Source organism: Psychrobacter communis (genome assembly GCF_014836505.1).
Lineage (GTDB): Bacteria > Pseudomonadota > Gammaproteobacteria > Pseudomonadales > Moraxellaceae > Psychrobacter > Psychrobacter faecalis.
Genome location: NZ_JACSQR010000009.1, coordinates 20794 through 42816, shown reverse-complemented (window position 1 = coordinate 42816; position 22023 = coordinate 20794). Strand labels below are relative to the sequence as shown.

General features: G+C 44.2%; 19 protein-coding genes and 1 pseudogene. 13 read left to right on the top strand and 7 right to left on the bottom strand.

Translation table 11 applies throughout. The annotated features are described in order from the left end of the window. Nucleotides 1-16 precede the first annotated feature (16 nt). Complete coding sequence (guaD, locus tag H9653_RS05080) at nt 17-1462, top strand: guanine deaminase (protein ID WP_191690921.1); 1446 nt, start codon at nt 17-19, stop codon at nt 1460-1462. A gap of 99 nt (nt 1463-1561) precedes the next feature. Here guaD and H9653_RS05075 read toward each other — a convergent pair whose 3' ends face one another. Continuing rightward, nucleotides 1562-2734, bottom strand: coding sequence for a cupin domain-containing protein (locus H9653_RS05075; protein ID WP_191690919.1), 1173 nt, complete (start codon nt 2732-2734; stop codon nt 1562-1564). A 152-nt stretch (nt 2735-2886) separates the two neighbouring features. Here H9653_RS05075 and H9653_RS05070 point away from each other — a divergent pair, with 152 nt between their 5' ends. Further along, entirely contained in the window at nt 2887-3078 is a 192-nt protein-coding gene (locus H9653_RS05070) for an NF038104 family lipoprotein (RefSeq protein WP_068408670.1), read from the top strand. 145 nt (nt 3079-3223) lie between these two features. Here H9653_RS05070 and purB read toward each other — a convergent pair whose 3' ends face one another. Beyond that, nucleotides 3224-4615, bottom strand: a complete 1392-nt coding sequence (gene purB / locus H9653_RS05065) for an adenylosuccinate lyase (protein ID WP_191690917.1) — start codon at nt 4613-4615, stop codon at nt 3224-3226. 88 nt (nt 4616-4703) lie between these two features. After that, complete coding sequence (mnmA, locus tag H9653_RS05060; protein WP_144296903.1) at nt 4704-5930, bottom strand: tRNA 2-thiouridine(34) synthase MnmA; 1227 nt, start codon at nt 5928-5930, stop codon at nt 4704-4706. 289 nt (nt 5931-6219) lie between these two features. Between mnmA and ispF the strand changes: the two are divergent. The 6 genes and pseudogenes from ispF to H9653_RS05030 all read left to right on the top strand — a co-directional run. Beyond that, nucleotides 6220-6696: pseudogene (gene ispF, locus H9653_RS05055) on the top strand (2-C-methyl-D-erythritol 2,4-cyclodiphosphate synthase); the annotation flags it as partial. 217 nt (nt 6697-6913) lie between these two features. Continuing rightward, nucleotides 6914-7264: a Grx4 family monothiol glutaredoxin gene (gene grxD / locus H9653_RS05050; RefSeq protein ID WP_068408679.1), complete on the top strand. Its 351-nt coding sequence runs from the start codon at nt 6914-6916 to the stop codon at nt 7262-7264. 201 nt (nt 7265-7465) lie between these two features. After that, nucleotides 7466-8014 carry a hypothetical protein gene (locus H9653_RS05045; protein WP_191690915.1) on the top strand — a complete coding sequence of 183 codons (549 nt, stop codon included), beginning with the start codon at nt 7466-7468 and terminating at the stop codon, nt 8012-8014. A gap of 259 nt (nt 8015-8273) precedes the next feature. Next, nucleotides 8274-10169 (top strand): tRNA uridine-5-carboxymethylaminomethyl(34) synthesis enzyme MnmG, encoded by a 1896-nt coding sequence (mnmG, locus tag H9653_RS05040; protein ID WP_191690913.1) that lies wholly within the window; start codon nt 8274-8276, stop codon nt 10167-10169. 192 nt (nt 10170-10361) lie between these two features. Then, a complete protein-coding gene (locus H9653_RS05035; RefSeq protein WP_191690910.1) occupies nt 10362-10565 on the top strand; it encodes a ChaB family protein in 204 nt (67 codons plus the stop codon). Nucleotides 10566-10788: 223 nt separating this feature from the next. Beyond that, nucleotides 10789-11748 carry an AEC family transporter gene (locus tag H9653_RS05030; RefSeq protein WP_191690908.1) on the top strand — a complete coding sequence of 320 codons (960 nt, stop codon included), beginning with the start codon at nt 10789-10791 and terminating at the stop codon, nt 11746-11748. 119 nt (nt 11749-11867) lie between these two features. Here the strand turns inward: H9653_RS05030 and H9653_RS05025 are convergent, their stop codons facing one another. The 3 genes from H9653_RS05025 to H9653_RS05015 all read right to left on the bottom strand — a co-directional run bounded on the left by H9653_RS05025 (nt 11868) and on the right by H9653_RS05015 (nt 14313). Then, nucleotides 11868-12020 carry a hypothetical protein gene (locus H9653_RS05025; RefSeq protein WP_190295496.1) on the bottom strand — a complete coding sequence of 51 codons (153 nt, stop codon included), beginning with the start codon at nt 12018-12020 and terminating at the stop codon, nt 11868-11870. Nucleotides 12021-12068: 48 nt separating this feature from the next. Next, nucleotides 12069-13070 (bottom strand): LLM class flavin-dependent oxidoreductase, encoded by a 1002-nt coding sequence (locus tag H9653_RS05020; protein WP_191690905.1) that lies wholly within the window; start codon nt 13068-13070, stop codon nt 12069-12071. A gap of 313 nt (nt 13071-13383) precedes the next feature. Then, a complete protein-coding gene (locus tag H9653_RS05015; protein ID WP_191690903.1) occupies nt 13384-14313 on the bottom strand; it encodes a LysR substrate-binding domain-containing protein in 930 nt (309 codons plus the stop codon). 474 nt (nt 14314-14787) lie between these two features. Between H9653_RS05015 and H9653_RS05010 the strand changes: the two genes are divergently transcribed. The 5 genes from H9653_RS05010 to H9653_RS04990 all read left to right on the top strand — a co-directional run bounded on the left by H9653_RS05010 (nt 14788) and on the right by H9653_RS04990 (nt 21454). After that, complete coding sequence (locus tag H9653_RS05010) at nt 14788-16698, top strand: AmpG family muropeptide MFS transporter (RefSeq protein ID WP_191690900.1); 1911 nt, start codon at nt 14788-14790, stop codon at nt 16696-16698. 65 nt (nt 16699-16763) lie between these two features. After that, nucleotides 16764-17672 (top strand): peptide chain release factor N(5)-glutamine methyltransferase, encoded by a 909-nt coding sequence (gene prmC / locus H9653_RS05005; protein ID WP_191690899.1) that lies wholly within the window; start codon nt 16764-16766, stop codon nt 17670-17672. 102 nt (nt 17673-17774) lie between these two features. Then, nucleotides 17775-18569, top strand: a complete 795-nt coding sequence (locus tag H9653_RS05000; RefSeq protein ID WP_144296910.1) for a HesA/MoeB/ThiF family protein — start codon at nt 17775-17777, stop codon at nt 18567-18569. A gap of 69 nt (nt 18570-18638) precedes the next feature. Further along, on the top strand, nt 18639-19994 hold the full coding sequence (locus H9653_RS04995; RefSeq protein WP_191690898.1) for an ABC1 kinase family protein: 1356 nt from the start codon (nt 18639-18641) through the stop codon (nt 19992-19994). Between the two features lie 119 nt (nt 19995-20113). Then, the gene (locus H9653_RS04990) at nt 20114-21454 is read left to right on the top strand and encodes a YbfB/YjiJ family MFS transporter (RefSeq protein WP_191690896.1); all 1341 of its coding nucleotides are present in this window, start codon (nt 20114-20116) and stop codon (nt 21452-21454) included. Between the two features lie 43 nt (nt 21455-21497). Here the strand turns inward: H9653_RS04990 and H9653_RS04985 are convergent, their stop codons facing one another. After that, nucleotides 21498-21986 (bottom strand): Lrp/AsnC family transcriptional regulator, encoded by a 489-nt coding sequence (locus H9653_RS04985; protein WP_191690894.1) that lies wholly within the window; start codon nt 21984-21986, stop codon nt 21498-21500. Nucleotides 21987-22023: the final 37 nt, after the last annotated feature.

Sequence of the window (22023 nt, the reverse complement as noted above, 5' to 3'; positions counted from 1 at the left end):
TAGGTGAGACGCCTTTATGACCATACATATTTATCAAGCACGACTGCTGCATTATCTAACCGAAGACAATCTGGCTAAAAGAGAAAAAAGCACCAACAGCAGTGATACAAGCACTAACGATACACATGCCAATGATGCCACACTACCAGTGGTTGATAAAAACGTCATATTGCGCCCTGTAATCGCAGGTATTAATGTTTATCCTGAGTATATTGCCGAAGGTGCTTTGGTCGTCGATGATGTGAGCGGTCGCGTGCTAGACTATGGCAGTAAAAATGTGATTATGGCGCGATATGCTAGTAGTAGCGCACAACAGAGCAAAGCGCCCGTACAGATTCACGATTATCAAGACAAGCTAATCATGCCAGGCTTTATTGACACTCATGTGCATTATCCGCAGATAGATATGATTGCCGCCTTTGGTGAGCAATTGCTTGATTGGCTCAACAATTACACCTTTGTCACCGAAGCCAATTTTGGTGATCTAAAAGTTGCGCACGATACCTCAAAGTTCTTTTTAAACCAGCTGCTTGCCAATGGTACGACCAGCGCTTTGGTGTTTTCGACCAGTCATCCTGAGTCTGTTGAAGCGTTTTTTGAAGAAAGTACTCGCCTAAATACGCGCATGATTACCGGTAATGTACTGATGGATCAAAATGCGCCCGAGCATTTGTGTGTACCGACTGAGAAAGGTATCCGCGATTCGCAAAATATCATTGATAAATGGCATGAGCGCGGCCGCCAGCATGTGGCGATTACGCCAAGATTTGCCATTACCTCGACGCCAAAACAGCTGCAAATGGCGGGTGAGTTATATCGCAGCTATGACAGTGTGTATCTGCAAACGCATCTGGCCGAAAACCTGGCTGAAATTGCCTTTGTACGTGAGCTTTATCCCAAACACATGGGCTATCTCGACGTTTATCATGATTTGGGGTTACTGGGAAGGCGAACTACTTTAGCGCATGGCATTTATCTTGAAACACCCGAGTATGAGGTGCTGCGTGATACTGGTACGCAAATTGCCCATTGTCCAACGTCTAATTTGTTTTTGGGTAGTGGTCTGTTTGATTTATCTAAGACTTTACGTTATACCGGCGTTAGTATCGCCACCGATGTAGGGGCAGGAACCAGTTTGTCGATGCTGACGACGTTATCGGAAGCTTATAAAGTGCAACAATTACAAAACAACCCATTATCCGCGCATCAAGGCTTGTATCATATTACTTTAGGTAACGCGCAGTCGCTATTATTAGACAATAAAATTGGTAACTTTATGCCGAATAAAGAAGCGGATTTTGTGATAATAGATATGGGCGCGACAGAGCTACTCGCGCGCCGTATGATGCAGACAAAATCACTCGATGAGCAGTTATTTGTGCTGATGATGCTTGGCGACGATAGAGTGATTGAAGAAACAGTCATTGCTGGCATGAGCCGTTATAAAAAAGGCGCGGTATAAAAAAGAGGTGACATAAAATAAGCTGACAAATAGCCAGCTTATTTCAAGGTGAATTTTTTAAATAACAATCATAATTGGCGAGTGGTTATAGGTATTATATTACTCAGCGTAATCTAACCATACCCAACCATTCTCTAACCATTCGCTCAAATCGTCTGGGTCAATACCCTTAACATCTTGAATTTGTAAATGCTCACCATTGGCCAAACGCATTAGCACAGCGGCCGCTTCCGCATCCAAACCATCAAGGCGCTGACCGTTGGCATATAGCGTCACGCCATCATTGGTTTGGCTATACAGCAAACGATTGCTATAGTCGGCTTGTAGTGTCGCGCCATCTGATAAAGCCTGCATCAACTCATCGGTATCTAGTGTTTCTTCTGGCACCAACGCATCATATTGGCGCTTGCTGACAACTTCGGATACTGCTTGACGAATGATATCGTCGCCGCGCTCAGTTTGCAGCATTTGTAAGAGCTGGTCTTTAATCGCCTCGATACTGCTTGCTGTCAATTCACCTGACGTTTGCAAAGATTGAGGCAGTAGCATTGGTATAAATAAATCGCTATCGTTGGTAGCAATATCAGCCAGACTGTCGATGATTTGCATCAAGTTCGGACGACGGCAACCAAAAGAGAAGGTTAAGCAATCATCTTGCGCAACGCCAAAGTGCGATAATTTTGGTGGCACATAAAGCACATCACCCGCTTCTAGTATTTCGTCAAAAATAATCTCGCCCATATCATCAAACAAGCGAATCGGCTCATCGGCGACAAACTCAGTGTTTTTATCACAAAATTTGCCAAGCTGCCAACGACGCTGACCGTAGCCTTGCGCTAAAAACACATCGTAATCATCATAATGCTTGCCGACTGAGCCGCCCTTTGGTGCATAAGACACCATGATATCGTCGCGTTGCCACTGCGGGATAAAATCAAACGCTTGCCACAACTGTCCGAGCTCAGGCGACCATTGTTCAAGGTTTTGTACCAGTACCGTCCATTGTTCAGGCAAATTGTCAAAATCGCTTTCAGTTAAGGGACTTTTTTTAAGTTGCCATTGCGCTAGGCCGTCTTGCTTAGTAGCGGCTTGGGTGAGCAGGCGTGCAGCCGCGTCTTCTTCAATAGCAAGACCAAGCATATCGTCTGGCTCAAACATGTCAATTAGCTGCGGTAAGCCTTGCTTAATAAGGAGCGGTTTTTTTTGCCAATATTCACTTAAAAATTGCTCAGGCGTGATAGAGTCGGGCAAGCAAAGAGGAATTGTGGTCATTGATAAATCCATGTCTAAAAATGGGTATAAGAGAAATAACAAGAGATGCTTTATAGGAAAGTTTTAATAGTTTATGATTATCGCCTAGCTGATAGCGAGTATTACCGTATGAATAGTTGCTGTCAGAACACCTCATCAATCGTAGGAAGTTTATGAAAAAATTACATTTTATCGTTATTATCGCCAGCGTATTTTTATTACAAGCTTGTGTGCACAAGGTTGTGACCGTGCCAGCTAAAATCGCTTATAAAACCACCAAAGGCGTGGTCAAAGGCACAGTGGCGGTCGGTAAAGCCATCATACCGGGCGACAGTGATGACGATGATAAAAAAGATAAAAAATAAAACCTTACCCATTAACTAACTGTCTTTTAAGACAAGTAATAGTAGGTAAGGTTAATGTTTTTCTTAATATAAATGAATAGGCAGTCCTACTCATTTATATTTATTTCAAAATATGTCCGCTAGCTACTTCAAGCTTGATCAGAGATTAAATCTTAGCAATCCAGTCTTTAATCGTGCGAGCTTGCTCAGCGGCATTACCAGTATAAGTCGCAGGCGTCAGTTCACGTAGGCGCGCTTTATCGCTATCTGAAACCGCAGATAATTCATCGCTTTCTACGAAAGTCAGCATGGCCTCACGTGTCATGGCATTGCCACGGGTCAAGGCTTTAAGTTTCTCGTACGGGTTCTCAACACGGTAACGACGCATGACCGTCTGAATCGGCTCAGCCAATACTTCTTGCGCGTTATCCAAATCGTCATTTAAACGCTGTGCATTCAATTCAAGTTTACCAACGCCTTTTAAGCACGCATCATAAGCAATCATACTTTGCGCCAGCCCAACACCAATATTGCGCAGTACAGTCGAGTCTGATAAATCGCGCTGCATACGTGAAATCGGTAGTTTTTCACCCAAATGTGCAAGCATCGCGTTCGCCACGCCTAAGTTACCTTCTGAGTTTTCAAAATCAATGGGGTTGACTTTATGCGGCATGGTTGAAGAGCCTACTTCACCGTCTTTTAGGCGCTGCTTGAAATAGCCTAAGCTAATATATTGCCAAATATCACGGTTAAAATCGATTAATATAGTATTAAAACGTTTGACTGCATCAAACAATTCAGCGATATAGTCATGCGGCTCAATTTGCGTGGTGTACGGGTTAAACGTTAGCGCTAGATGCTGGTCAATAAACTGCTCAGCGTGTGCTTGCCAATCAACATCAGGGTATGCTGAGAAATGGGCATTATAGTTACCGACTGCGCCATTGATTTTACCGAGTAGCTCTACTTGCCCAATTTGCTTGATTTGACGGGCTAAGCGATAAGCAACGTTTGCCATTTCTTTACCGAGCGTCGTTGGACTGGCCGTTTGACCGTGCGTGCGTGATAGCATTGGCTGGTCAGCATGAGTAATCGCCAAATCAACAATGCTATCGGTCACTTGCTGCATTTTTGCAACCACAATTTCGCGGCTGTCTTTTAGCATCAATGCGTATGACAAGTTATTGATATCTTCACTGGTACAAGCAAAGTGGATAAATTCTAGGCTATCTTCTAACTGCTGATTGCCGCGGAATTTGTCTTTGATAAAGTATTCAACCGCTTTTACATCATGGTTGGTGGTCGCTTCGATATCTTTAATCGCTTGCGCGTCCGCTTCGCTAAAGTCGTCAACGATGCTGTTTAGAAAGGCATTGGTATCGGCATCAAACGCTGCTAATTCACCAATTGCGCTATTATCTGCCAATGACTGCAACCAACGAATCTCGACGGTAACGCGAGCTTTAATCAGACCAAACTCAGATAGATAAGGACGCAAGCTGTCGGCTTTAGAAGCGTAACGGCCATCGATTGGAGAGAGTGCGGTAAGTGGAGTCATAGTGATGCCTCAAATAGTTGTCAAAAGTAACAGGAGTAAAAGTGATAAAAATAAGCAAAAATGAAGAAAGGTTGAAAGTTATTTAAAATCAAAACCCACAAGGCGCATCGATAGCGGCAATCACACCGCCACCAAGACACACCTCATCGATATAAAATACCGCTGATTGACCAGGCGTAACGGCTCGTTGCGGCTCATCAAATACCACACGGACTTCACTGCCATCATCATTTAGCGCGTAAACACGGCAGGCCTGATCGGGCTGACGATAGCGAGATTTTGCCATACAGCGTAAGCCTTCCGTGCTAAAAATATTGGCAGGCGGCAAGCCTTCGACCCAGTCAAGCTTATAAGCTTGTAGCTCATTACTCATCAGCATCGGATGCTCATGACCTTGACCGACGATCAAACGGTTTTTAGCCAAATCTTTTGCTAGTACAAACCAAGGCTCTTCTGGACGGTCTTTGACGCCGCCGATACCGATGCCGCCGCGCTGACCTAAAGTATAATACATTAAGCCATCATGCTGACCTATCACATGACCGTCGTCGGTGACGATATCGCCTTTTTGTGCTGGCAAGTATTGTTGTAAAAAGTCTTTAAAACGGCGCTCACCAATGAAGCAAATACCAGTAGAATCTTTCTTTTTAGCCGTCGCCAAGTCATGTTCTTCAGCGATTTGACGCACGACTGGTTTTTCAAGCTCGCCTACCGGGAATAGCGTCTTAGCGATTTTATCGCCGCCGACCGCATGTAAGAAGTAGCTTTGGTCTTTATTATTATCTAGTCCACACAAGAGCTGGGCGACGGTTTCACCGTTGTTATTTTCATAGTTCACGCTGCGGCGCGTATAGTGACCAGTGGCAATATAATCAGCACCGAGGGTCAACGCATAATCTAAGAACGCTTTAAATTTGATTTCTTTATTGCATAAAATATCTGGATTTGGCGTGCGTCCGGCTTTGTACTCTGCTAAGAAATGCTCAAACACGCGATCCCAATATTCCATCGCAAAATTAGCGGTGTGCAGCTTGATACCGATTTTGTCACATACCGCTTGCGCATCTGCTAGGTCGTCCATCGCCGTACAGTATTCGGTGCCGTCATCTTCTTCCCAGTTCTTCATAAACAGACCTTCCACTTTAAAGCCTGCTTGCTGGAGCAAAACGGCAGATACGGAAGAGTCGACGCCGCCTGACATACCAACGATGACGTGCTTGCTGCTAGGATTGTCAATATTGGCAAGCGTCAAAGGACGATGGATGCTAAAAGCGTCTGAAACGGGTAGACTTGAGGTGTTTGGCGTGGCTGACATAGAATTGCTCAACAATTTATACCTTACCCAAAGTATAAAATGCCCCTATTCATCGATAAAAAGACTAAGAGTGATAGACTTAGTCAGCGGATAAGGTCATCTCATTTTTTGGACGGGGTATTTTGGACTGGGTATTGTGATAAAATAAGCGTCATATTATAACAGTTAATCGTAAGCGGTGGCGAGCTATGCACGCTCATGTTGTCTAAAAGCGCTTTAGAAATTTAGATAGCGGTTCTAAATTATTTTAATCACTCTTCATTCACTTAGTAATTCACTTGGAATAATAATGATAAAAATTGGTCAAGGTATCGATGTCCATGCGTTTCATAATACGGGCGAGCAGCAGCAATATGTGATATTAGCAGGCGTGCCGATAGAGCATACCCATAGTTTGCTGGCACATTCTGATGGCGATGTGGTGCTCCATGCGCTTGCTGACGCACTGCTTGGTGCATTGGCACTTGGGGATATTGGGCAACATTTCCCAGATACCGATGCCGCGCACGCCGGTTTGGATTCGCGCGTCCTACTCCGTTATGTGTATGGTAAAGTCCAAGCTGCCGGTTATACTTTAGGCAATGCTGATATTACTGTGATGTGTGAGCGCCCAAAATTGGCACCCTATAATTTGGCGATGCGCGAAAATATCGCCAGTGACTTGCAAACAGCTGTGAGTAATGTCAGCATTAAAGCCACAACGACTGAAAAATTGGGCTTTACCGGTCGCCAAGAGGGCATTATGGCCAATGCCGTGGTATTATTGGTACCAAATATGATGATGTCTGACGACAATATGGATAGCAATACTATTTCTGATGTTAACGTTTCAGATGCTAATATGCCTAATGTTTAATCCCTAATGGCTTAGTAGTCAGTCATGATGGTTGCAATAAACGGCAATCGCCCCATGTAGCAGCCACAGGCCAAATTTAGCGTGACCTATCTTTTTTTGATAATAGTTTTAATAAATAGGAGCTTTTATGAGTGAGCAAACCCCAAATACTGCTGCAAACGATGTTGAACAGCTGATTCGTGATCAAATCAAAGACAATAAAGTCATCCTTTATATGAAAGGCACACCGCAGTTTCCACAGTGTGGTTTTTCTGCCAAGTCGATTGAGGTTTTGACCCAAATTGGCCGCCCGTTTGCTTATGTTAATATTCTAGAAAACCCAGAAATTCGTGCTACGTTACCGAAGATTGCTAATTGGCCAACGTTCCCGCAATTATGGATTGACGGTGAATTGATGGGCGGTTCAGACATCATTTTGCAAATGTACCAATCAGGCGAGCTAAAACCTTTGGTTGAAGCCAATAGCCCAGCTGCTTAATGGTTAAGCGTTTTTATTGGGCAGTTGATAAGCCTCAATAAATCATTTAGAAATTGCAGCAAAGTAAACCTGAATAGCCATTTCTCTTCATGAAGAAAGGCTATTCGGGTTTTTTATTGTCTATGCAATTTATTGTTTTTATCGCTTTTAGCCCCATATAGTGTCCAAGATAAATATATTTTGCCTAAAAGCGAGAGTTATATGAATAATCACTTAGCAAACACCGAATTACCAAATACAGAATTAACGGAGCAGCAGGAGGCGGCTGAACAAGCGGCTATCGAAAAACGCCGCGAGTATTTAAAAAACGAATCAACCCGTTTAATCGATATGGCGGGCAATGAGCCAAATTCTGCTCTTAAATGTATCCATCAGCTTAGCGTAGCAGGCGGCGCAACCGAAGCGACTTATATTGCCATTGAGCAGCGTATCGTCGCGGATCAAGATGCAGCTGGTGCTTATCATTTGGCATTATTGGCACAAAACACCCCTGATTTACCCATCGATGCGCGGCAACTTATTGAGATGGTTGTGCTAAAGGGTGATAACGCTCAGCGTTTGGCCTTGCTAAAAAACTTGCCATTGCCGCCAGTTGAGATGATTAAAGAGCAAATCTTGGCGACCAATGACGGCGACGCTATTGGGCAGATGAATGCCTATTTGCAGATTAACCCAGAAGCTTACGGCAGCCACCATATGCTGGCCAGTGGGCAGGCTGACCGCATTGTACCACTCAGTCCTGGTAAATAAATCCATTCGAGGTTTATCAAGCTTTTATTGATGCATCTTTATGATTAATGGCAATAGCAGTTAATTTAAATAGTTTTTCGTATAACGTTTTTTAAACGGTAAAAAATTGTTATAATTACCGGCTATTTCACCCATCTTTAATGGCTCATCTGAGTCGTTATCTCTTTTTTAAATTCGACTGACGCTTATTGACCAGCAGCCATGCTATGCAGCGATAGCCTCTGGCTCACGGTTGCGTCGAGAGTCAAGTGAGGCATACATGCAATACCCAAAAAATTACGACGTGGTAGTGATCGGCGGCGGTCATGCTGGCACAGAAGCAGCTTTGGCGGCCGCACGTATGGGTGCGCAAACGTTACTCTTGACGCATAACATTGAAACGCTAGGGCAGATGAGCTGTAACCCTGCGATTGGTGGTATTGGTAAGTCGCATTTGGTACGTGAGATTGATGCGCTTGGCGGTGCGATGGCACTGGCGACTGACAAATCTGGTATCCAGTTTCGAGTGCTTAATAGTCGTAAAGGTGCTGCCGTGCGTGCCACGCGTGCGCAAGCGGATCGCATTCTTTATAAAGCCGCCATTCGTCATACGTTAGAAAATCAGCCAAATCTTGATATATTCCAACAAGCAGCAGATGATATCTTAGTCGAAAATGGTCGCGCGACCGCTGTTGTGACGGCAACGGGGATTGTTTTTAACACCCAAACTGTGGTGCTGACTTCAGGAACGTTTTTAGGCGGTGTCATTCATATTGGTTTGGAAAATTCAAAAGGTGGACGCGCAGGCGATCAGCCTTCTATCAAGCTTGCAGATCGTTTACGTGAATTGAAATTACCGGTGGGTCGCCTAAAGACCGGTACACCAGCACGTATTGATGCGCGTAGCGTTGACTTTAGCGTGATGACAGTGCAGCCAGGCGATACACCGCTGCCGGTGATGAGCTATATGGGCGATGTGTCCATGCATCCTGAACAGGTCAATTGCTATATCACCCATACCAATGCGCGCACCCATGACATTATCCGTGAAAACCTAGACCGCTCACCGATGTTCTCAGGCAAAATCGAAGGCGTTGGGCCGCGTTATTGTCCATCAATTGAAGACAAGATTCACCGTTTTGCCGATAAAGACAGCCATCAAATCTTTATTGAGCCCGAAGGTTTGACCACGCATGAGCTATATCCAAACGGTATCTCAACTAGCTTGCCGTTTGATGTGCAATTAGACTTTATCCATAGTATGAAGGGTCTTGAGAACGCACACATCACGCGTCCCGGCTATGCGATTGAGTATGATTATTTTGATCCGCAGAACCTAAAACCAACGCTTGAGACCAAGTCAATCGACCGCTTATACTTTGCCGGTCAAATCAATGGTACAACAGGCTACGAAGAGGCGGGCGTCCAAGGTTTATTAGCCGGCACTAATGCGGCATTGGTCACCTGTGAAAACAGTGAATTTGATATTTGGACGCCGCGCCGCGATGAAGCCTATCTTGGCGTACTGGTCGATGACTTGATTACGCATGGTACCACTGAGCCATATCGTATGTTTACCAGCCGCGCCGAATATCGTTTGCTACTGCGTGAAGACAATGCTGATCAGCGTTTGACTGAGACTGGTCGCAAGCTTGGTTTGGTAGATGATGTGCGCTGGCAGGCTTATCAAGAAAAAATGGAAGCCGTTGCTACCGAAACCTCGCGCCTCAAAGATATTTGGGCAACTCCTGCTAATGCTTTAGGTCAGCAAGTGACGGCGCAGACAGGCGAGGTGCTGTCTAAAGAATCGACTGCGTATGATTTATTAAAACGTCCGCAAATACATTTTACTGATATCGCGGCGATTACTGGTTCAGAGGTTGATAGCCAAGTCGGTGAGCAGATTGAGATTTCTGTTAAATACGCCGGCTACATTGACCGTCAGCAAGAAGATATCGATCAGATGAAGCGTTTGGAAAATACTGCCTTGCCAATGGATTTTGATTATAGTGTGGTGTCGGGATTGTCCAATGAGATTGTGCAAAAGCTGGCGCAAATTCGTCCTGCCACGCTTGCCCAAGCGGGACGCATCAGCGGGGTCACGCCTGCCGCCATTCAGCTATTGGCGATGACCGTCAAGAAGCAGAAAAAAGCCCAAGCAGCGTTAAACTCATAATAATGGTTTAGCAAATCTTAAAGCTTTAAACTGTGTTTATAAAAGAAGCCCGTAATGACAAAGCGTTATGGGCTCCTTTATGGCAAATACCTTAACAATTTCAAAACAGTTTCCTGATTTAAAACTTGATAATTTAAGACGTGCTCGTTTAAGAGTAGGATAAAAGAAAAATAATTAGCAAGGAGTAATGATATGCCTTACGATAAATTATCTGAACTGCCCGATTCGGTAAAAGGTAATCTGCCTAAGCACGCGCAAGAAATCTTTTTGGCCGCATTCAATAGCGCCAGTAAACAATATGACGATGAATCACGCTGGTTTGCTACCGCATGGGCCGCTGTCGAAAACAGTTATGAGAAAAACTCGGACGGCAAGTGGGTGAAAAAGTCTGATTAGGGCGTGTTTTCATTTTAAAATTTTAACCATTTTTAGCCCATTTAGATATACATCGATTGAATTGAGAACACGCCCTCGTATTCAAAGCAGCAATAGCGGCGTTATATACACTATAATAAAATAGCTTTCCGTTATCCAAGCTAACCCATTTTAAAATACCTACTCACCATTGCTGTTTATTTAACAATATAGCTTTGGATATATTCATAACCTGAGCTTATTTATGACCGCTGCTATTATTTTTGCCATTACCATCGTATTGCCCAACCTTGTTTTGATGTGGTTGGGTTTTTTTATGCAAAGGCGCGGTGAGGCAAGCCAAGCTTTTATCGATCAAGCATCCAGCTTTGTCTTTAATTATTGTTTACCGTGCTTACTGTTTTTTAGCGTGGTTGATAGCGAGGTCGATTATGCCAAACAAATGACTTTAATCATTGCTGGTATTGTTGTGACCTTTATTTTGTTTATAGGCGCAGAGATTTATGCCAAGGCTTTTGTCGATAAGCCTGCCGACCAAGGGGTGTTTGTACAAGGTATCTTTCGCAGTAATATGGCGATTATCGGTCTGGCAACCGTCGCCAACGCTTATGGAGAGCAGGGTTTAAGTATTGGTGCCGTCTATATGGGCGTGGTGACGATATTGTTTAATATCTTAGCGGTCATTACCTTAAGTCGGGTGTCCAAAAGCGCCGACGATACATGGGTCAGTCGTAGCATAATGATTGTCAAAAAACTGTTTACCAATCCGTTAATTATCGCCTTGGTCGCAGCTTTTGCTTATAAAGCCCTGCCGCTGCCGCCTATTGGCGGCGTCATTCATACCACTGGCGATTTACTAGCTGCGGTGGCATTGCCATTGGCGCTGATTTGTGCGGGTGCAAGTATTGATTTAAAGTCGATGTTGCATCCGTCAGGTTTATCCATGCAAGCCAGTATTGGACGTATTGTGATTGCGCCTATAATCGCTATCGCAGTCGGATTGGGTTTTGGCTTATCAGGCGTGCATATGGGTGTGCTGTTTTTGATGGTGGCGTCACCGACGGCGGCGGCCAGTTATGTGATGGCGAAAGCCATGGGCGGTAATGATATATTGGCGGCCAATATTTTAGCATTTACCACCGTGGTGGCAATGTTTGGTATGGCGATTGGTGCGGCGATATTACGCGGATTAGGGTGGATATAGCATCGATAATAATGTTAGGTATATGAGAAATGCTTTCGCTTTTAATAAAAATAAAAACAGTCGTTATAAAAAAGTCCCCTTTTTAAATTAGAAAAGGGGACTTTTAAGATTTATTGTCGTTATCTCACATTGTCTTTATCATGATTATTCACGCGGCGATGTTTGCGTTTAGGGCTAACACGATACGTCAAATAACCGCCAATAATCAAGACCACAATAAAAGCGACGATGTATAAAAATATTGATGAGCCGATAAAGGCAGAAGGTTCCATGACCATAATCTCCTTAAGGTTTATCAATAATTATGCAAGCGGCGCGGGTTATTGTAAAGTAAACAAGTTTAACTCAGATGTAAGTTCCAGTGAACGCAGACGTGCTGCCTGGTCATAAACATTGGCGGTGACAATTAGCTCATCTGGTTGATACTTTGCGATAAATTCTGCCAGTTTTGGTTTGACCGTTTCGACAGAACCAACAAATGACACCGATAAAGCGTTGTCTACCATCATTTTTTCCGCAGGGCTCCAGATGCTGTCCATATCATGAGTTGGCATAGGCATTTGTCCACGCTCACCGCGGCGCAAGCGGACAAAGCTTTGCTGCGCTGAGGTAAAGTGATAATGCGCCGTTGCGTCGTCGTCAGCCAGTAGCAGGTTAGCCGCCAGCATTACATAAGGCTTATCTAGATGCGCTGATGGTTTAAACTGTTCGCGATAGGCATTAATCGCTTGTGCCATCATCTGCGGCGCAAAATGCGAGGCAAACACATAGGGTAGGCCTAAATGCGCTGCTAGAGTGGCGCCAAAAAGAGACGAGCCCAGTATCCAAATAGGAATATTAGATTTCGCCCCTGGGAATGATTGCACAGGACTGTCATCGGTGCCATCACCTAAGAAATACATGAGCTCTTGGACGTCTTGCGGGAAACGATCGGCATCTTGCATTTGACGGCGCAGCGCCTGAAATGTTGCACCATCGGTACCTGGCGCGCGGCCTAAACCTAAATCGATACGGTCACCGTATAACGCCTGTAAGGTACCAAACTGCTCAGCAATGATAAGCGGTGCATGGTTGGGCAGCATGACGCCACCAGCCCCGATGCGTATGCGCTTGGTTTGGCTACCGATGTGCGATAACAGCACCGACGTCGCCGCACTAGCGATACCCGGCATATTGTGATGCTCGGCCATCCAATAGCGGTTGAAGCCATATTTTTCTGCTTGCTGCGCGATAGCAACGGTTTGGGCAATGCCTTCAGCAATGGTTTTGCCTTCGGGAACGGGTGCTAAGTCTAAAAATGATAATGGAATTGTGTTGCTCATGATTCACCTATTTTTATGCGGTCGCCTTGCAACGACGTTTTTATAGTTAGTTTTTAAATATCAGGAATAAAAAGCAGGCTGATGATTCAATAGCTCATATGATGGGGCAGTTATAGAGAATATAAAGGTCAGCCCTTAAAATAATAACAAATCGTAATAATTCGCAGCATGTATAAGAGCAAAAAAACACCGCTATCTATTGAGAACGGTGCCATTTGTATTTATCAAAGAAATCATGATTAAGCAGAATGCTTGAAGTTATTATTCATTGCCTAAGTGCTGAGTTTTAAAAAGCTACTCACTACATTCAAAGCTACTGACTAAATTGCTTTTGGCATAGTTCCATAAAGGCGCGTCCGTATTGACGGATTTCTGCATCATCACGTACCGCCATCCAACTGGTAAAACGTCCAAAATGATCGACAGGAATGGCGGTTAAATTATGATAATGGCTTGGCTCAAATGCCATTTCAGCGATAATACCAATGCCCAATCCTAATCCAACATAAGTGCTAATCACGTCGGCATCAAGAGCTGCGAGTACAATATCAGGCTCAAGTCCTGCGTCGCTAAAGGTTTTGTCAATCGCGCCGCGTCCCGTAAAGCCGCCGTGATAAGTGACAATCGGGTAGCTGGCAAGGGTTGGCAAATCAATCGATTCTAAACCCGCCAGCTCATGGTCGCTCGGTACAATAACCCGATGCGTCCAGTCGTAATAACGGTAGCAGCGTAGATAATCATTGTGCAACAAGGATTCGGTCGCAATGCCAATATCTGCCTGCCCACGAATAACCATCTGCGCGATGGTTTCGGGATCTGCTTGTTGCAGGATTAAATTGACCTTGGGAAAACGATCTTTAAATTCTTTGACCACTCTTGGCAATACATAACGCGCTTGCGTATGGGTGGTCGCAATGGTCAGTGTGCCAATATTGGGGTTATTAAAATCCAAACTGAGGTTTTCAATGGTCCGGATTTCAGCAAAGATAGATTCGATATGCGGCATCAGCGCTGTACCCATGGTCGTCAGTCCTGTTAGACGTTTGCCTTGGCGCACGAACACTTCGGTTTTAAGCTGGTTCTCAAGTGCCGCGATATGCTTTGATAGACTCGATTGACTGGTATGCAGCACGGTGGCCGCTTGACTTAAATTATAGCCATTGATTACCGTATGCCACACTGTTTCCAACTGTTTGAGCTGGATTTGTAGATGCCGCTGATTGACCACTACGTCGATTGCCATCATTTAACCCTATGTATAAATATACAAACCTCGTCTGTATATAAAAATAAAAAACTACAAGCATTCAATAAGTCGCTAGTGTAAATCAAAGTTATTATTCTCGTATATAATAAATGGCTATGAATTTATACTAATTTGGAATATATAGTAATTTATTTTTCTTAAATTGACAATAGGTGTTTAAAGCAATAGACAACGAAAGAAAGATTGTTTTAATGTTTGGGTGAGCTACTGATACACGACGTTACCGTATTGAAATAAACGGTGTTGCCAAATGCTATGGTTATTAAGTTAATGCAAAAACATCTAGTCAAGGTTAGCGTTCTCAAGTACCATAATTCAATTTTGTGCTAACGATGGTTTTTATACAATGCTGAGCAATTTTTATCGATCTTTTTTATCCGTATTACTGAGAAATGATTGATAAAAATTGTGCGCAGTTGTGTTTTTTATCTCAATTTTTGGTGAGTGATTATGTCTGCTGTCCAACCTGTAACGCCTGAACAACCGATTGCCAAAAAATCATGGGCAGAAGCCGCCAAGGCTTATCTAGATTCGCGCGTTATTATCATGCTGTTTTTAGGGTTTTCGGCCGGTATTCCCATTTTGCTTATTTTTTCCAGTCTGTCGTTATGGTTAAGAGAAGCAGGCATTGACCGCGGTGTCGTCACCATGTTCAGCTGGGCAGCATTGGGATATTCCTTTAAGTTTATTTGGGCGCCATTAATCGACGCGCTGCCGGTCCCTTTTTTGACCAAATGGTTGGGTCGTCGCCGTAGCTGGATGGTGGTATCGCAGATGCTGATTGTATTGGCCATTTTTTTGATGGCGACGGTCAACCCTATCAGCGAAGACGTGTTGGTTTATATGGCGGGCGCGGCGGTTTTGTTGGGCTTTTCTTCTGCTACCCAAGATATCGTTATTGATGCTTACCGCATTGAGCTGGCACCGCCATCGATGCAGTCTATTTTGTCCTCTATTTATGTGTCAGGTTACCGCATTGGTATGATTGTCGCTGGGGCAGGCGCGCTGTATTTAGCAGATTATTTTGGTTCAACGGAAAGCTTTTATAGTTATGAAGCGTGGCGCAATACCTATTATATTATGGCTGGAGTCATGACTTTAGGTATATTGACCACCTTTGCCAGCTATGAGCCAACCGCTGAGATTTTGCAAAATAATAAACAAAGAAATAACCTCAAAGTTTTCTTAATTTACTCAGCGTTACTATTAATACCGGCGTTGTTGTTTAGCGCCATATATCTTGTCAATATTCTGATTAATAAAGTTTTTGATAGTAGCATTGCGCTGATACCGCTGATAGCAATGCCGAGCATTAAGTTCTACTTTTTAGCATTGGTTGCTTGTGCGCCATTGCTGCTGCTTTATTTTATGATTAATCAACCTAAAATTATTAATAAAGCGCCATTGGTGGCAGAAACCCGCGAAGACTATGTCAGATTGGTTTTATTGTTTGTGTTTGCCGTCGTCGCATTTATCGCCGCCTATGTTTTGATAGGACAAGGATTGCCTGAGTTTGAAGGCGTGTTTGTCAGCTTTATCAGTGAGACGCTGCATTTGCTAACAAGCTTAGCCGTAGCGCTGGCAGCGGGTTATGCCTTGGTAAAAGTTGGTTTGGTCAAAAAAGAAATTGCGATGGCGACGTGGATTGAGCCTATCTTAGATTTCTTTAGACGCTATGGTAAAAAGGCGTTATTGTTATTGGCCTTGATTGGTTTGTACCGTATCTCAGATATCGTGGCAGGGGTGATATCAAACGTCTTTTATCAAGACATGGGCTTTAGTAAAACCGATATTGCCAATGCGGTCAAACTGGTTGGCGTCATTATGGCGATCGCTGGTGGTTTTTTAGGCGGACTATTGGCGCAGCGTTTTCGTATCATGCATGCGATGATGATTGGCGCCATTCTCGCTTGTGCGACCAATTTGTTATTTGTGGTGCTGACTTACAATCCTGGCAGCTTGCCTATTATGTATATGGCGGTGATTTTTGATAACTTAGCCGCTGGTCTTGCTAGCGCGGTATTTATTGCTTTCTTATCGGCATTGACCTCTATACGTTTTACCGCGGTACAATACGCTATTTTTTCTTCATTGATGACTTTGATACCTAAAGTCATGGGTGGCTATTCGGGCTCTATCGTTGATAGCATGGGCTATCCGTTCTTCTTTATTTTTACCTTTGCGATTGGTATTCCAATTTTAGCGCTGATTTACTTTGTTGATAAATATATCGTTATTGGTGATAACGACGATATTTATGGCGATAGCGATGGTGAAGGCGGCAGCGGTATTGGCGATAAGTTAACCAAAGCCAATCCAAACCTAACGGATACCAAAGAGCCGCCCCGCGCTTCAGAGTAGTTAATGCATGACATATAGCCAGTTCAACAGGCTTATTTAGTAAACAGTAATTTTACGAGTTATCTATGACAGCAGTTACCATTGGGCAAATAAAACAAAAAATTCAGCAATTGACGAATGCAGCTGCAAGCAGTCATTTGCCCTCGTTTTGGCTCACGGATTGGCTGTTGTTTGTCATTGAGCAGCCAAGCTCTTTTTTAATCACGGATGAAAACTATCAACTGACCGATAGCGAGCTTACGCAATTTTATGCGGGTGTGACTAAGATGCAGCAGGGCACGCCCTTGGCGTATTTAACGGGACAGCAAGAATTTTGGTCGCTGAATTTTACAGTCAATGAGCATACATTGATACCGAGACCCGATACTGAGGTACTGATTGAACAAGTTTTAGCTTGGATAAACTCTCAACCAAACCGCAACGATGACGATAATAAACCAAAGCGCCTCTTAGATTTGGGCACTGGCTCAGGCTGTATAGCGATTAGCCTCGCGCATGAGTTAAATAAGCGTCAGCCAAACAATAAGGCTGAGAGATGGCAAGTGGTTGCCGTTGATTTATCGCTAGAGGCGTTAAAAGTGGCTAGGCATAATGCAATGGTAAATGAGGTGGCTGCTGATATTAAGTTTATCCAAAGCAGTTGGTATGAGGCGCTGTCTGTTCAGGATGAGCCATTATTTGATGTGATTGTATCCAACCCGCCGTATATCGATGAAGAAGATGAGCATTTAGCAAGACTGGTCGCCGAGCCGATTAGCGCCTTAAGCGCCCCCAATCATGGACTTGCCGATATAGCGCTTATTGTTAAGCAGGCACCGCAATATTTGAATGCAGCTGGGCTTTTAGCAATTGAGCATGGTTTTGATCAAGGTGCGAAAGTTAGTCAGCTATTTTTGGACAATCGCTTTGAGTCTGTTCATACTGTGCAAGACTTTGGCGGTAATGACAGGGTGACTTTAGGTCAGCTGTTATAATTGGTTTTTAAGAGTAAGTTTTTAAAGGTGAGTCTTTAAGAATAGGTTTTCAATAATAGATATTTTGCTTATAACTTGTGGTAAAAAATAGTGGTAGAAAGTATGACGCACTCCAAAGAAACAGGGCAGCTAACAGATGCAGAACTGCTGCGTTATGCGCGGCAGATTTTGCTTGATGGCTGGGATATCGATGCGCAGCTACGTTTGAAAGCCTCGCGAGTCGTGATGATTGGGGCGGGCGGTCTCGGTTGTCCTGCTTCTGAGATGTTAGTGCGGGCAGGGCTTGGGCAAGTGCAGCTGATTGATGATGATGTGATTGAAGCCAGTAATCTACAACGCCAAACGCTATTTTTACCTGAAGATATCGGCAAACCTAAGGCGCTCACGGCAGCTCATATGCTGACCAAAATTAACCCTTTGGTTAGGGCGCGTGGGACAGTGGCCAGATTGAGTGAAGACAATGCTTATGAGCTGCTTGAGATGGCATCTGGTAAGCCTGACTTACTTTTAGACTGCACGGATAATTTTGCCACTCGCGATATCATCAACCGCATTAGTGTGCGTTACCAGATTCCGTTATTATCCGCCTCAGCGATAGCCATGCAAGGACAATTGGCACTATATGAGCCACACTTAAATACCGGCTGCTATCATTGCGTCTTTGGTTCGGTAACAGACGATGCGGCAGCGGATGAACGTACTTGTGCCAATTCAGGGGTACTCGCCACCACGCCCGCTATTATGGGTAACTTGCAAGCCAATGCAGCGCTACAATATCTAGGATTAACCAAAAATCCACTGACAAATAAGCTGTTAATATGGGATGGTAGCCAGATGCAGCAACGACTGATGGGCTATCGCAAAGATGTGCATTGTCCGATTTGTGCCAAACATTAGCAAATTGCTCAAGCTTTTTAACTCTTCCTATCCTCATAACCTCCTTTTTATTACCATAGTTGTTTTTTTATGAAAATTCATCGTCCGCATTTATTAAAGCATACCTTTAATGTCGTTAATCGTGTGCGCCAAACCGCAAGCGTTGCTGGTTTGTCTGCATTGAGAGTTGCAAAGGGTGAAAAACCTGATGCGATGCTGTTAAAAGAAACCTTTGAGCAATTGGGCACGACTTATATAAAAATCGGGCAGTTTATTGCCAGTACGCCGTCATTATTTCCACGTGAATATGTAGAGGCGTTTCAGAGCTGTTTGGATCAAACGACGCCATTATCCTACACTTATATCGAACAGGTATTAAAAGAAGAGCTGGCCGCCACTGGCCTGACGCTTGAAAAGATTTTTGCTTATATCGACGAAAAACCACTCGCTTCAGCGTCTATTGCCCAAGTGCATGCGGCGCGATTGCATAATGGTGATGAAGTGGTATTAAAGGTACAAAAACCGGGGGTTGAAACCATTATGCAAACCGATTTGGGCGTCTTACATGGCGTGACTAAATTGGTTGAGCTACTAATGCCTTCGATGCGCTTTGCCAGTATTGCGCCAATTATCGATGAGATTCGTCTGCGGATGCTTGCCGAAACCGATTTTATCGCTGAGGCGCAAAATATCCGTGATTTTCAGCAGTTTTTAGCGATATCAGGAAATACACGCGTCGTTGCGCCAACTGTCTATGAGGAGCTGACCACCAAGCGCGTGCTGACTATGAGCCGCTTATACGGCGTTTCTATGGTAGATGAAGCCGCCATGCGTCAGTATAGTAATGATCCGGCACAAGTGATGGCAGATACCCTTAATACTTGGTTTGCCAGTCTCATGCTATGTAATAGTTTCCATGCGGATTTGCACGCAGGTAACTTGATGCTATTAACCGATGGGCGTATTGGTTTCTTGGACTTCGGTATCGTTGGTAAATTAAAAGCGGAAAGCTGGCGCGCCTGTATGGGTATGATGCAGGCAATGCAAGACAGTGATTATCAAGCCATGGCGCGCCATATGATTGATATGGAGATGACCCATGGCGGCAATCAAGTTGAGGTCGCGGCATTGGGCAATGATTTGCAGCGTATGATGAAAACCATTATGGCAGAAGACAAAGCCTTTACCAGCGGTGTGCCTTTTAATAGTAAAGAGCAAGCCGATGAATTAAATAAAATGATGTTGGAGATTGTCGAGGTCGGCAAGCGTCATGGCATTCATTTCCCACGTGACTTTGCATTATTGACCAAGCAGATGCTCTATTTTGATCGCTTTATGCGCACGCTTGCCCCTGATATGGATATGTTTAGCGATCAGCGCGTGCAAATGCTGGGACAAACAGCAGCAGATGAACAAGCAAGCAATCCAATTCGCAATATTTCTTAATAGTAAGCGCGTGATAGCAGTAAGTGTTGTATTGAGACGTTTTTCTATTTTTAATTGGTTAGGTATGGCTTTTTTTAACACAAAGGATTGTGGGCGTTTTGCCACAAAATGGCTCTGTCATGATGACTGCTCTTAAAAGCCGTGCTGCTACTATTATTACCCATCAAACGGCGATTGCTTGCATAGGGTTGTATTGTCTGGCAGTAGTGATGGGGTTTGGGCGCTTTTTATTTACCGCCACCTTACCTGATATCATGACGCAATTATCGTTATCGACGGTCATTGCAGGTTGGCTGGCTTCGGTCAATTATAGTGGTTATTTTATTGGGGCGCTGATTGCGATGTTTGTGCCTCAGCGTTTGACATGGCAAATGCTCATAACATGGACAGCCGTCAGCATCGTGACCACCATGCTATTGGTGGTGCCAAATCTGTCATTAAATAGCTGGTATGTCATTCGGCTACTATCGGGTATCGCCAGCGGGGTGGCCATGATTTTAAGCTCATCGCTGGTGATTCAAAGCTTTAGTGATGAGCGCCGCTCGGTACTTTCAGCCTTACATTATGCAGGGATTGGCGTCGGTATCAGTGCCTCTGCCGTCTTGACTTGGTGGCTATTAACGCTCGGTTATCATTTTGATATCATTTGGCTGGTAGCAGGAATTATCAGTCTGCCGTTATTATGGCTACTTTATGCTATCAGACCGCAAAGCTTGATTTCGTCCGCTTCACACTCATCTAAATCCACGTCTTCTAATTTACAATCCTTTCAGCAAAAGGCTCTCAAATCGAAGCCTGCCGAATTAAACCATAACAATCAACGCCTATCTGTACCGCAAGCTTATCGTAATTTTAAACGTTCGTTATATGAAGCGGCCGCTGGTCATAGCAAGGCGATTGCATTACTGTCGGCAAGTTATGTGCTGGCGGGGTTTGGTTATATTACGTCGGCGACTTTTTTGCCAGTCATGGCAACGCAGCGCCTGACGGCACAAAGCTATGCAGGGCTACTGATTTGGCTAGTGGTTGGTATCTTTGCCATGTTGTCAAACCCTATTTGGGGCGCGCTTGCCAAGCGTATTGGCGAAAGTAAAACCTTGATGGGGTTGACGTTATTGCAAGCATTTGGCATGTGTTTGCCGCTATGGTTTAATGGCGCCGTTGGCTTGTACGGTAATGCGGTGATTTTAGGTTTGACCTTTGTCGGTATGGTGTCAATGACGCTTAATTTGATTAAAAATATCAATCCCGCCTACTCAAATTTGTTGATTGGACTGGCAACTTTGGCTTATGCCATTGGGCAGTTCATAGGGCCGCTGGTCACGGTAGCGCTGGCAGGGAAACAGGATAATTTTAACGCGGGTTTGTTGGTCGCGGCTAGCGGTTTATTATTAGGGTTGGTTTTAGTCTTCTTTTTTCAGCGTCAAACACAGCGGCAGTCTCAGTCCTCATTTAATTGATAATTAGAGTTAATGAAAGGAAACAGCCACATTAACCGTCAAACTAAACCACGCTACGGCTAAAGACTTCTCGTAGCTCAAAACTGGTATGCACTTGAGCGACGCCTTCGATACGATTGAGCCTATGCAATAAAAATTCTTCATAATGTGCCATATCACGCACCCGTACTTTGATTAAGTAGTCTTCAGTGCGACCGGTGACGATACTACAGCTCACCACTTCCTCAAAACTTTGGATTTTCTCTTCAAAAAGCTCAAAGCGATCTGCAGTATGGCGATCCATACTAATCGCAATAAAAACGGCTAAAGGATAGCCAAGCTTTTGCGCATCGGTCTGGGTATGGTAGCCGGTGATAATACCTGCTTCTTCCAAGCGTTTGATACGGCGCGCGCAAGGGGTCGCTGATAAGTTAACCCTTTCGGCAAGCTCGGTAATACTCATACGTGCTTGGGTTTGTAGTAAGCGTAATAACTGTTTGTCGGTAGCATCAATATCTATAGGTAAAACACTGTTCGTATGATTATTTAACATCGAATATCGTCTATCTAGTGAAATAATCTAATTATAG